Raw genomic sequence first — 12,653 nt, 5'->3', positions numbered from 1 at the left:
ACTTAAAATTATGCACTCCACCGGGCGCTGCCATATTCTGCATCCCGCCGAAACTTCTTAGCGTTCTTGCTTTTGAAATAGATCAGCAGCCGGAAACCAACGGCTCCTACAATACCGACAAGCCAATCCAGCGGAGCAAGACCGGGCGCAAAGTCAGCAAAGGCCGGGCCAATCGTCTGGCCCAGCCCGATGAGCTTATGTGCAAAATCGTTACCCGCCGCCAGCCGGTAGGCCGTTCCCAGCTTGAGGAACGCCCACAGGATGAACAGATAGGGAATGTTTGGAATGAGATATTTTCTAATCTTATCTGTCCTCATGGGCCACCTCCTTTGCACGTTCTTTCTGTTTCGGCTTTTCTTTGGAAAGCTGATCTGCCGCCTGTTGCAGTTGTTCCCGGATGGGAACACGGTTCGATTTTGCTTTGCTTAACACCTTACGGGAATACTCAGAAAAGCAGGCGGTCATTGCGTCTGCCTGTCCAGCCTTGAAAAACAGCAGGTATTTGTCCGGCCCGGTTTTATAGAACGCATAGTCTACATTCCATTTCCGGGCCACGCGGTCAAAGGACTTGGCATCCCCGGATAGCTCAATGCTGTTGGTGGCTGTACCGTGGGCCATGAGCTTTCGCACACTTTGTTTTCCGTGCGGTACTTGCCGCCCACGGTATGCCTTGCGGATCTTCCGGCCCACCATGCCCAGCACATACGCCAGTCCCCGCGCCGTCAGCTTGGTTGTTTTTACGGATATGGCTATCGTGCGCCGGGAAATATCTTCATCAATCAGTTACACCGCCTCCTTCCTTGGGACAATTTGTCTCGAAGTGCCATCACCGATCCCCACGGTCTTTTTTCTGCATTTGACGGTAGCCCTCCAAAGAAGAACCGTCTATGATTTCCTGATAAGCGGCCATTTGCTCCCGGATAGAGAGCTTCGGGAAAGAGAATACCTTATGCTCCTTGGGAATATCCTGCAAGCCGTGATACACTTCCACGAAATGATCGCTTTCTTTGACAACATAGCCGCCCGGGGCAAAATGGCCGTTTTCGTGGATGCAGGTGTCCCGGCCATACGCCTCATAATCGAAATACGGTTTTACCTGATCCGGCACATCCAACATTTCCAGATCGTCCACATAAATACGCCCCAGCGTTTCCTCATCGGATACGCCGGGGTAAAAGCCGTAACAGTCCAGATTTTGTGTCAGATTGATGATGTCCCGCACCGAGGAACAGTGATCGCCGCTGTCGAGGACGGCCTCCAGTGTTTCCAGCTCCGATGAGGTAAGCTCGGAAAGCAGGCAGGCCAGATGATTAAGCTCGTCCAGATTTTCATACTCGCTCAAATGATCATAGAGCCCCAGCACATCCCCATCGAAAGAGGTAATAAAAATTTCCTGATAGCGGACGCCATCCACGCCGATCCGTTTCAAGAGAGCCTCCACCTCCTGGGCGGTTGTGGGAAATTTCAGTGTTTCACCCACAAGCTGGCCCTCGCTGTACTTTCCGGCGTTGGTAACGTAGGCTTCAAACAGGGTTGCCATTAGCGGCGGCCCTGTCCCTTGACGGTCAGGATGCCCTCAAGGGTTGTTGCCGTAATTCCCAGCCGCTGGGCCACGGCAATATCATTTTTCATGGATTCGGTCATACTGTGCCCGCAGACAACCAGCACATGAGAACGGCGGAGCAGGTCACGGCTCATGTCGATGCCGCTTTTATGCTCCTCGGGAACAGCATCATTGAGAAACAGGGGCAAGTACAAAGGCGGACAAATAGGAGAAAAGCCTGCCTCATACACGGTGCGGCAATACTGCGCCGCCAGTTCTGCGTTTTCGCTATCGCCGCAGAGCCATGCAGCGGTGATATAAGCAAGGGGTCGTTTCATCGTTCATACCTCCGATATTTTAATAAGAAAGTTCAACCCAAACCCCACGCCCTTTCCCAGTCTTGGGAAAGGGGCGGCTCTGGAGGATATATCCCCGCCGCTTGCCGGGGAAATAGCACAGCCGGGGCAGACCGTCAAGGGCGAGCCGCCGAAAACGGCGGTGCGCTGCACCCTTGACGGCCCACTCCCGGCTGTACTAAAAAACAGGCGGCGACGGGGGATATATACCACCAGAGCCTCTGCGCGAGGGCGGGGCCCTCGGGACAAAGTGTCTCGAAGTTGTTACTTGTCAAGTTCCTGCTTTTTCGGGGCTTTTGCCAGCTCCGGCGGCTGTTTTTCTTTCCAGTCATCCAGCAGGGACATAATCTGTTCTTTCATTTTGGCGGGAGTGACCTCCTTGCCAAAATACTTTTCCAGTTCCGCAGTAGAAATAATCACGCCTCGATCCTCCTTTTTCTGTTCTGATAAGATACCGTCAATGACATCGCCGTTGAGCTTGCCTTCCTTATCCAGCTCCCGGAGCCGTTTAGCCTGGGCCAGAGAGGGCGAAGCCTGCTCCCCGTCAATGGAAACAGCAATAAGCCTCTGATTTTTCGGTTTGATGTAGGAAAGCTCCACGGCAGGCATGAAGCCCATCTTTTTATCGTCTACCTTATCCAGAAGCTCCGGCACAAGGGAGTTGAGCCGCAAGTAGCGCATGACCTTTTTATAGTTCATTTCATGCGCCTCGCCTACAATCTCAACCGAGCGTTTCCCGACATCGCCTTCCGCAACACCTTTCAGCCGCCCGCCCTGATGCTTGATGTCCTCAACCTCGAGTTCCAGCAGCGCGGCCAATTCGCTGGGGAGCATCCCGTCACGCTGCTTGTTGCTGTCCTTCATGGCCTGTACCGCTTCGTGGTCGGTCATTTCACGGACGATAAAGGGCATTTCCTCCAGTCCAGCCAGCTCACTGCCGTGGGTACGGCGATGGCCCGCTACAATTTCATAGCCGTTTCCATCTTTCTCCGGGCGGGCAAGACCGGGAACCATTACACCGTTTACGCGGATAGAAGCAACGATTTCCTGCATCTTCGCATCGTCCCGTACCTTAAAGGGGTGCGGACGGAATGTGTGAAACGGATGAACCTCGGAAAGTTTCAGATAAACCAGCTTGCCTTCCTCAACCGGGCGGGGCGGTGTAGTCGGCTCGGGAGCCGTCTGTTCCACAGCGGCAGTTTCCTTCAGTGCCGTATCCTGTGCGGGCTTAATGGGCTCCTTGGCATCCGGGGCCTTTCCATCGCTTCGGGACACTTTGTCTCGTTTGGACGGCTTGGGCTTGTCAGGGGCCGCCTTATCCGCCTTGGGTGGGCGGCCCTTGCGGGCCCCAGCCGATTTCTCCGCTTTCTGATTTTCAGTCGCAGCCTTTTCCGCTTTCGGCGGACGGCCACGGCGCGGCTTTTTCGGTTCCTCCGTATTGGCGGGCTGCGGTGTTTCTCCGGGGGCTGCCGCCTCTGGCGTTTCGGGGGTTTCCGCCTTTTCGACTTCGGCGCGGGCGTTCTGCCTCTTTTCCGCCATAAGTTCATTGATTTTGTCAAAGGACACAACCACATCGCCGGACTCAGGTATGGCAGGCCCGGTCTGTTCCTGCTGGGGCTCAGACGCTGCGGCCTGTTCGGGTGTAATGATAGGCTCGGCGGCCTCCGGGGAAATATTCTCCGCAGGGCCAGTATTCAATTTTTCATCGGCCATTTACGATCCTCCTTTTCGTTAAAGTTGCACAAATTTGAACGCTAAAATTTTGTAGTTATTTTTGCGCCTCCTTTCCGTCTATCCACGCAAAAAAGCCGCCCGTTTTTCATGCCGGACGGCTTTTTGCGTAATGTGATAGATCAAATATTATTTTTTCTGGTTTGTAGGCTCCGAAAAGCCTTGTATTTACAGTGTTCCTAATAGGAAGTAATCATAGGCAGATGCCACTCCTTTTTCTTTGAGTCCTGTTTCTTGAGCAATTTCCTTAAAGGGCTTTCCTTTTAGGACATACTCTGTGACAACAAACCTCTCTTTGAGACTTAATTGCTGCATAGCAGCCATCAGTTTTTCATTTTGCGGCTCCATTCTGCTCCACATATCATACCTGGCGGTTCTAAATTCGGATTGTTCTGCCTCCTTTTTAGTTCTGGTTTCTTTTTCATGCTCTCTCTGTTTCTTCTTTATGTAAGATTGGCGTTTTCGTTTTACTGCCAAAACCACATAAGCAGTAAATTGGTTTTGGCATATATCATCTTTGGATATACCATCGTTCCTTTTTATCATCTCTGTACTCCCATCATTTTTTCTTCGATGGGAATACTGGTGGTGAACGACAGCGACAAAGAATCTTGTCGAATTGAAAATTGACACACGCAAATTCTTCAGTATATGTCCACCTGTGTGGATCATGTACCGTCAGGATTCGCATATGGCAGTGGTAATTCCATTTCGTTTTTCGCGTGGAATTGCCAGAGTTATTCATTCGACAAACTCATAATGCGGTTCTCCGTATAGAGGAAAAGCCTATTAAGTTATAGGCAATGGCTTATAACCGCACTTTGAGAAAAGAGACCTCAAGGTACTTTTTATCTTTTGAATTTGTTGTATACCTCCAAATGAAAAAAACAAGGAGAGGCTTCCAAGGAAACCTCTCCTTAACTGGTATTAAGGGCTATGTCAGAATCTTTCCGGCAGAATATTACCCGCCGTTTGACATGCGAATTACGTGAATGTTTTTAGTGATCTTCTTTCGCAGCCGGCTTTTTCATTTCTTCCGGGCGAGTAGGCTGAAACATACCCCACTGCGAATCCGGCGGCCAGCCATAGCGTTCACGATGAACAACTGCCTGTGCCATTTCATGGGCAAGATGCTGTGTAAAGGTTTCTTTTGATGCCATAATTATTACCCCTTTCGTCCTTATATTTAAAATTTTTATCAATAGAATGCATTATTGCATTCCAAAGCCGAGCTTAGAAATCAATAGTGTGACCGCAACAGCCAAAATCGCAGAAGTCACTCTATATGCTATCGGTTCTCTAAAAAATAGCAATAGGCACGCCGAAAGCATAACGATTGCTAATCTTAATTTCACTTCTTTGCGTACTGCAACAAGTTCTTCCGCGTTCAAATGAAGTGCAGCATTATTTGCTGGTGCTAATCTTAAAATTAAGATAGAAGCAGCAGCGAGACAAATTAGATTTGATACATGATGCAATCTCTTTGCAAACTCTAGTGACACGATCATTGTAAATGTTGAACCTAAAAGGCATCCTGCTGGCGTTTTAGCATGGTATCCGCCTGTCCGCATACGAATGAAGCGGAAGACCAGCAGAAAAAGGAAAGTGCTCCTCCATCCGTCAAAAAATGCACCTACTGGAAGCAGAAGAAGAAATGTAACCATTCCCATTAGGCGGCGCATCAAACCATATTGCAGCCAAGCAATCTGGTCTGGTTCGATATAGTGCTTTTGTAAACAAAAAGCCGCTATCCTTGCCGCCAATGCTTCCATTTACGTCAACTCCTTACGCTGTTCATTTTATCAGCAGAAAATAATTCCCGCCACAAAAATGTCACAAACGCAAAAAATATGACATAAACGCAAAATTTGAAAGATGGAGAAGCACTCAGTACAAAATCTCAGCAATCAGCCGAGTGATCAATTCCGTTTCCTCGGTTGTTGGTTTCGGAGCATTTTTGTGTCCTTGAGATCTTCTTTTCTTGGTTCGAATGTACGCTGTCAAGTCCATAAGCAATTGCACTTGCTCTGGGCTTAATTCCTTAAGCGATAGGACATTACATTTCTCACCGCTTGTCAAATAATCCAACGAAACATTTAGAACGTCTGCCAGTGCAGCTGCCTCCGTCAGTCGCGGAACGGCAAGATCACTTTCGTATTTCCCCAGCACTGAATCTGAAAGTCGCAGGTTCGGATCAAACCCTTTTGCACGTTCAACCACCATCTGCTGCGTAAGATTTTTGTCTTTTCGCAGTTTTAACAGGCGTGGCCCAAAATCATACAACATAAGCGTTTTACCCTCCTTGCACAATATAAATATTTTACAATTCGGCGCCGTTTTAATTATGGAATCCGCTTGATTAAATTCCACAAACGTGGTATATAAAAAGAAATCTATTGACAAAACCCGGAGGATTCGTTATTTTGAAAACATACCCCAAACAAAAGATTGGCAGTCGAGCCTATATAGGAGAGAGTATGGTCAAGATTCTTATTTGTGACGATGATCAAACATTCGCACAGTCAATGTTCAAAAGGATCCTATCATTGCCGGCCTATTCCAGCAAATCCATGAAATTGAGCTGCTTAACTGATATTGCTGAAATGAGTGCTGACACTATCGCGCAATATGACATTCTATTTCTCGATATCGACCTCGGTAAAGAAAGCGGGATTGATCTTGCAAGAAAGATGCGCAAGATGAATCCGGAAGCTGTATTGATTTTCGTAACAAATTTCAGCGAATATGCCCCTGAAGGGTATGAAGTGGATGCCTTTCGCTATCTTGCCAAATCCGAGTTGGAAAAGAAGCTGCCTACATATTTTGAAGATGCACTGGCAATGTGCCGCACCCGGCAGCGAAAAGTAGAGATTCTCTGTGAGGGTGAGAGTGTGCCTATTCCGGTCCAATCTCTTGCATGGATAGAAAGCCAGGGGCGCGAACAGTATCTCCATTTGGTAGGCGGATGCCGTGAGCAGCTAATTACCCGATTAACCATGACGCAGCTTGAGGACCTGCTTGTCCCTCATGGATTTTTACGTATCCACAAGAGTTATCTTGTAAATATGGCGTATCTACAGTCTTTTCAAAGCACAAGTGCAGTTCTGACAGTCGGTCAAACGCTTCCTGTGGGGGCTCGTAGTTATCGCGACAATAAGCAAAAATTTGTAAAATGGCAGGCGCAGCAACTATGGTAGTAATTTGGGGAAATATTCTCAGCTTTATAGGCAACATGGTTGCGCTGGCAGTCGAGGTTCTTGTATTTGACGCTTTTTTCCCTCGCAATGAAAGTAGAAAAAAGCGATGGCTTTATATTCTTTTGTGCTGGGTCATTGCCACATTCTTATCTATATTTGTTGGTACAAAATTCGGATATACACTCAAAATGCTGCAAGAAGTCGCCTTAATATATCTGTTTTGTGTGTTTTTGTACCAAAGTCGCTGGGATCGGCGGTTGTTTATCGTTGTAACGGTATATTCTGTTTTATTTTCTTATAGTCACTGGTTTGATGAACTCTGTATGCGTATTAGTGGGTTTACCTACGAAGAATATATATGGAATGTTCCGCTCTATTCTATATTCTTTTTTCTCCGTTGTTCGTTTATCTTAGCATTTGCATTTCTAATAAATAAGTACCACCAACCGCTACGTGCAAGAATACAGCCAAGGGCTTGGGTCCCTTTATCAGCTTTTTTCCCTGTTTGCACACTGCTTGTACTCAGGCAGGTATATACCTATTCGGAAGAACAACGTGTATGGCAGATTTGTTTGCTGATTCTCAATCTTGTTGATATTGCCGCTTTAATTTTGTTAGACTACCTTGAAGAAAACGCGGAAAATCGCGAGAAGCTGATTGCTGCCAACGAACGCGCCCACGTTCAGGACGAAAACATTCAGGCTTTGAGTCAGGCGTATGCAGGGCAAAGAAAAATGACGCACGACTTCCGAGCCAACCTTTCGACTTTATCTGAATTGTTGGAAAGTGAACGTGTTGACGATGCCAAGGAATTCCTTTCCGAGTTGAATGTGCGCCAAAGTGAGCGGATTTTGCTTGTCAACAGCCATAATGCTGCTATTGATGCGGTTCTAAACCAAAAGGGATATATTGGGAAGAAGCAAGGCATTGATATGCGGTTTCGTGTCAATGATCTTTCCGCGCTGAGGCTTCCTCGTGTAGATGTGACTATTGTGCTGGGCAATTTGATTGATAATGCCATGGAAGCTTGTGCAGGCTTGTCCGATCCAAACCGCTGGGTCAGTATTCAGATCCTTTACAGCGAGAATATGCTTTCTATTTTAATTATCAATCCCAGTAATATCGTTCAGATCAACGATGGCCACATTCCTACAACCAAACAAGACCCTTTGCTTCATGGCTTCGGCATTGGAAACGTTAAAGACATTTTAGAAAAGTATCATGCCGAGTACCTTTTCACTTATGATGACGGACGATTTATTTTTAGCGCAGACTGGCCTGATATAGCTGAACCATCTGCGAACACATCAATTCTCTCATAACCAATATTGCTTTTTAATCCTCTGTGCAGAACAACTCGCACAGAGGATTTTTGCATTCATGCACATTTTTTTGCGTATACGCAGGTTTAGTGGACTTTTGTAGAAAACTGTGCTATTTTGATGCCAAGATAATGCACAAGTTACAACCGTTTCCTACTCCGTATTAGGCATCGGCGCGCAGATGCTGAAATATCGTCCGAACATCAACCCTATTAAATCCATTAGATTGGAGGCTTATTAAATGTCAATACTGAGAAAACGTATTTCTGCGATCCTGCTCTCCCTTGCAATGGTAACAGCCGTAGCGTTGCCTACATTTGCGGACGACACCCAATCATATACTCCGATGCAGATAAGTGCGGAATCTGAAGCTTTCCCGCAGGCTTACATTGAAATTGAAAACGGCACCACACTTATGGCTCGAGACGGAACGACTCATTTGAGCGGTGCCTCTGTAACCGTTTATTATGAAGAGCATTACAAGTATGACTCTCAGGGTAATTTGTTTATTACTGACAGTCGCTTACTATCTGAAGATGAAGTTAATGCCATCGGGAAAGAAAACTTTGACGAAGGTGCTCCATCCCTAACAAGAGAAGTGTCCAACACTAGAGGTAAGTTGACGATTCGCATGGATGGTTCCTATTCTACATCTGGCAATTCCCTAACGGCATTTTTTTCCGCAATGGGCAATTGGAGTGGCACTGGATCAGATCCGTCAGCCTGTCCTTCCAGTGGTGCAGATGTAGCTGGTTTTCATTGGGGTGGAAATATTAGCACCGGTGAGACTACCGCTCGAGGTGAATATGGTGACAATTCTTCTGCAACGGTAACTCTTGCTGGTGGGACCTCTAACGAAGCGATTGCTTGGTATTTCACTGAGAAAGAGGCTTTTAAATATATCAAAAATGTCTTTTTTAATCTCAATATGTCAAAAAGCAGTTTAACTGGAAACGGAAACACTACTGAGTTGTATTTCACCTATATCCATACATATCAAAGTTATAATGTTACCGGCAGTATATCCGCTAGTGGTGCAGGAATTTCGATTAGTAATGTTGCCAATCAATGGCCGCTTTCCGTTCGGCTGTATGGCATTCCCTACTAACTAAAAGACGTTATCAATTTTCATGCGCATAACAAAAAAGATTGTGAAGAATGCAATTATATTCTTATTCATACTGGTAGCTATCTGTATCGCCTATCGCATGTTTGTGGCATATGAGATGCATTGCACACCTGATCGCGCATTGTCGAACATATCGCAAGGTGACATTATCTACCAGTATAACTATCACCAATATGTAATTGCATTCACCTGTGATAAGGTTGGTAATATATTTTGCCATATCCTAAAGAGGACCTCCATATCTAATTTGGTTTGGTACACAATTGTAAAATCGGAAGGTCCACACAAACCGTGGCCTAATCCAGATGCTGGGCGCGATGAACAGTTACCGGTATACCTTACAATGACGCTCTTTCCATCTGCTGATGATTATCGAACAACCCAACCACTATATTTGTATTATGGAGAAATCTTTGGCGAGGCTGTCGAATCATTCACGATCAATGGCATACCTTGCTATTTAGGCACTCCCACATGGCCAGAATCAGTTACAATCGCTTTCCCATCGTCTGCAGAGGCCAAACTATTTATCCTTGTTGCTCCCGAAATTTCTTGGCCACCAAGTTATTCTATTAACGATAGGTGTTCCGGATGAAGTATTATAAAAATCTGTCCATCAATGAAAGTGATTTCTCCGTTCAAAAGCAAGGCCGCTGCATTCATCTGACAGCCATAGAATACCAACTATTCCTTACGCTGCTTGACCATTCCGGGTACATCTGCTCCCGAAACTTTCTACTAGCATCTGCATGGCATATCACAGTGCCGATCCAGACGAGGACGGTCGATGTGCATATCGCAAAACTGCGGGAGAAGTTGGATTTAGGCCCGGATGATTTGAAGACCGTAATGGGACGAGGGTATACGCTTTCTATGCAAAAAAGCTGTGGAACAAGTCGTTCATTAGGAGAGTCACTTTATTCTGATCGCTGACAATGGCCTTTAATCCTCTGTGCAGGACAACTCGCACAAGGGGATTTTTGCATTCATGCACATTTTTTTGCGTATACGCAGGTTTAGTGGACTTTTGTAGAAAACTGTGCTATTTTGATGCCAAGATAACGCACAAGTTACAATCGTTTCCTACTCCGTATTAGGCATCGGCGCGCAGATGCTGAAATATCGTCCGAACATCAACTCTATTAAATCCATTAGATTGGCTTATCAAATGTCAACGATGAAGAAACGCATCCCCATGTTCCTGCTCGCTCTCGCAATGATGGTGGCAATGGCGCTGCCCACGTTCGCGGCATCACCTCCTTACAGCGCGCGTGTTTGGATTTACAACTGCGAAAATTCAATGCCCAACTTGAATGCAGCCTGTGAGTCTCAGCCGACCGACCATACAAACGTCACCATGTGGTCAAACACCAATTCCGACACCCAACGTTGGGATTTGCGTGCTATTGACACCACCAAAAACCTCTGCTACATCCGCAATTACGCCAATACCCAATATGCCCTAAACATCTATCGCGTAAACAATAACTGTGATTTGTTCCCCTTTGCAAACAACAGTGCTGATGACTGCACAATTAAATGTGTTGATGAGGGTAGTAGTCGCTTTGGTATTGTCCTTCCTGCATACGCGTTGTGCTTAACACCTACCGGATTTACTAATGGTAGCAACGTAAACTGGCAGTCCTCCACTGGGGAGACCAAACAGTTGTGGCGCATTTTTACTAATCGCTAATCTATCACAACTTCTATTTATGGTAAAAGCATTCTTATTTCCGTTCGAAAAGCAATAGTGCTTCTATAATATCGTAAATAGAAGCCACCCTAAAGCGATGCCATATCAAATTATCAACTACCTCCGCTAGCAGAAGCCGAACTTTTTTGCCCTGCTGCAAATCGTTTTTTGAAATGATTTTGGGATTGATCTTTTGGTATGGCTTTTTCCCATTGCATTTCACTTATTTCGCCCATCTACTATGATTAAATTGCTCATCCTCTATATTTCTCATCAAAACAAAGGAGAACAAATTGCTGTAGAAAGGACATTCTACTCTCATGAATACATTTAATAAGGCATCAAAAATCACTGTCACCATTTTATTGCTAGCACTGGCATTATCACTTGGTGCTTGTTCTTCCTCACAAAATAGCGTTTCACCAAAAGATGATTCTGTTACTTCCTCCCCCATTTCTGAAAGCGAGACTCTTCCAGCTGCCGAATCGCAACAGGGGGGTAATTTGTCCCTAATCACAGATCCATATGGAGGAATTTTCCGTAATGGAGCAGGAACGTCATTTGGTTATTATGAAATAATGAGTGCTCAGAATAACTCTCTCAATATTCTTTACACCGACTATGCTACTGATATTCGTACATATTTATGTGCTGATCCAGATTGCACTCATAATAGCGATACATGCACCAGTTGGTTTTCTTTTTTAGGAAGCGCTTATCCCTTCACATCTGCTGATGGATCCAAAATTTATCTTGTTACAACTGGATACGCGGACAATGCTGGTTCCATTTCTGATGAGCAAAATTATGGAACGATTTACCAATTCGATGCAAATGGTGCAAATAGAAAAGTACTATATCGATTGCAGAGTAATGAAGAATTTTATGGTACAGCTGCCTCGGATGGCGAAAAATTATATGTAAGTATCCAAGTGGTTGATTCAAACACGAGTTCAAGTCATTGGGAAGTACGTTGTCTCGACCTTAGCAACGGTGAATCCAGTGTTATCTATACAACTGACCAATATGGAGAGCGCATTTTTGGTGCTTACGCTAACAATCTCGTTATAGAGGAGGTCACCGATACTAATAGAAGCTACTATACTCTCGATGTCATTACAAAGCAGAAAAGCGCCCCCATATACTCTTATAACTATAATGATGAGACGCGAACCGAACTTGTAAATAGCAAATATGTATATAGTCTTCGCTATGATCATGAAGATCTATTTTCTCTATTCAGCATAGATTTAGATACCGGCGTAGAAAAATGCATTGCTTCCAATATAGTTATATACAACACTGATTCGACAAACTTATCTGGTTTCTTTGATAATCATGCCATCATTGAGACTTCTGACACTCGGGACACATCAAACATTTCACATATACAATATAATATTGACCTGTCAACTGGTGACTGCGTCACTAATACCCTTCAGTATACTGTTGACGGCGATGAAAAAAATGTCTATATTTTAGCTGAAACAAGCGATGCTTTTCTTGTCCGTAATGGGGTAGAAGAGAAAGAAATTACCGTTGTTGACAACACCGGTGTACCCAGTAGCTTAATGGCTTCTATCCCTCAATATGCTCTTATTCAAAAAAGCGATTATTGGAATGGTGTCTCGGCTTATACCCCTATCAATGACGCTTTGTAAAAAACTCATGTACCATTATTT

General features: G+C 45.3%; 15 protein-coding genes. 6 read left to right on the top strand and 9 right to left on the bottom strand.

Going from position 1 to position 12,653, the window contains the following annotated elements:
* Positions 1-8: 8 nt before the first annotated feature.
* The 9 genes from OGM81_11220 to OGM81_11180 form a co-directional block, all read right to left on the bottom strand.
* Positions 9-317 (bottom strand): conjugal transfer protein TraG, encoded by a 309-nt coding sequence (locus OGM81_11220; GenBank protein ID UYJ42902.1) that lies wholly within the window; start codon positions 315-317, stop codon positions 9-11.
* Positions 304-702: a PcfB family protein gene (locus tag OGM81_11215; protein ID UYJ42901.1), complete on the bottom strand. Its 399-nt coding sequence runs from the start codon at positions 700-702 to the stop codon at positions 304-306. Before OGM81_11215 ends, OGM81_11220 begins: the two co-directional genes overlap by 14 nt.
* 124 nt (positions 703-826) lie before the next feature.
* The gene (locus OGM81_11210; protein ID UYJ42900.1) at positions 827-1,540 is read right to left on the bottom strand and encodes an antirestriction protein ArdA; all 714 of its coding nucleotides are present in this window, start codon (positions 1,538-1,540) and stop codon (positions 827-829) included.
* Positions 1,540-1,881, bottom strand: coding sequence for a hypothetical protein (locus tag OGM81_11205; GenBank protein ID UYJ42899.1), 342 nt, complete (start codon positions 1,879-1,881; stop codon positions 1,540-1,542). Before OGM81_11205 ends, OGM81_11210 begins: the two co-directional genes overlap by 1 nt.
* 282 nt (positions 1,882-2,163) lie before the next feature.
* Positions 2,164-3,612, bottom strand: a complete 1,449-nt coding sequence (locus tag OGM81_11200; protein ID UYJ42898.1) for a ParB/RepB/Spo0J family partition protein — start codon at positions 3,610-3,612, stop codon at positions 2,164-2,166.
* A gap of 186 nt (positions 3,613-3,798) precedes the next feature.
* Positions 3,799-4,176, bottom strand: a complete 378-nt coding sequence (locus OGM81_11195) for a hypothetical protein (protein ID UYJ42897.1) — start codon at positions 4,174-4,176, stop codon at positions 3,799-3,801.
* A 452-nt stretch (positions 4,177-4,628) separates the two neighbouring features.
* Entirely contained in the window at positions 4,629-4,790 is a 162-nt protein-coding gene (locus tag OGM81_11190) for a hypothetical protein (GenBank protein ID UYJ42896.1), read from the bottom strand.
* Between the two features lie 51 nt (positions 4,791-4,841).
* Positions 4,842-5,402, bottom strand: a complete 561-nt coding sequence (locus OGM81_11185) for an accessory gene regulator B family protein (GenBank protein UYJ42895.1) — start codon at positions 5,400-5,402, stop codon at positions 4,842-4,844.
* A gap of 115 nt (positions 5,403-5,517) precedes the next feature.
* Positions 5,518-5,916: a helix-turn-helix domain-containing protein gene (locus OGM81_11180; protein ID UYJ42894.1), complete on the bottom strand. Its 399-nt coding sequence runs from the start codon at positions 5,914-5,916 to the stop codon at positions 5,518-5,520.
* A gap of 191 nt (positions 5,917-6,107) precedes the next feature.
* Between OGM81_11180 and OGM81_11175 the strand changes: the two genes are divergently transcribed.
* The 6 genes from OGM81_11175 to OGM81_11150 all read left to right on the top strand — a co-directional run bounded on the left by OGM81_11175 (position 6,108) and on the right by OGM81_11150 (position 12,632).
* Entirely contained in the window at positions 6,108-6,827 is a 720-nt protein-coding gene (locus OGM81_11175; GenBank protein ID UYJ42893.1) for a LytTR family DNA-binding domain-containing protein, read from the top strand.
* Positions 6,803-8,149, top strand: coding sequence for a GHKL domain-containing protein (locus OGM81_11170; GenBank protein UYJ42892.1), 1,347 nt, complete (start codon positions 6,803-6,805; stop codon positions 8,147-8,149). Before OGM81_11175 ends, OGM81_11170 begins: the two co-directional genes overlap by 25 nt.
* A 241-nt stretch (positions 8,150-8,390) precedes the next feature.
* Positions 8,391-9,257 carry a hypothetical protein gene (locus OGM81_11165; GenBank protein ID UYJ42891.1) on the top strand — a complete coding sequence of 289 codons (867 nt, stop codon included), beginning with the start codon at positions 8,391-8,393 and terminating at the stop codon, positions 9,255-9,257.
* A gap of 612 nt (positions 9,258-9,869) precedes the next feature.
* Positions 9,870-10,211 carry a winged helix-turn-helix domain-containing protein gene (locus OGM81_11160; protein ID UYJ42890.1) on the top strand — a complete coding sequence of 114 codons (342 nt, stop codon included), beginning with the start codon at positions 9,870-9,872 and terminating at the stop codon, positions 10,209-10,211.
* A gap of 178 nt (positions 10,212-10,389) precedes the next feature.
* Entirely contained in the window at positions 10,390-10,971 is a 582-nt protein-coding gene (locus tag OGM81_11155; GenBank protein UYJ42889.1) for a hypothetical protein, read from the top strand.
* A gap of 320 nt (positions 10,972-11,291) precedes the next feature.
* Positions 11,292-12,632, top strand: a complete 1,341-nt coding sequence (locus OGM81_11150) for a hypothetical protein (GenBank protein UYJ42888.1) — start codon at positions 11,292-11,294, stop codon at positions 12,630-12,632.
* Positions 12,633-12,653 lie beyond the last annotated feature (21 nt).

The sequence above is a fragment of the Oscillospiraceae bacterium genome (genome assembly GCA_025758045.1).
Taxonomy (GTDB): Bacteria; Bacillota; Clostridia; order Oscillospirales; family Ruminococcaceae; genus Gemmiger.
The sequence above is the reverse complement of the archived record's forward strand: the minus strand, read 5'-3'. Positions and strand labels throughout refer to the sequence as shown.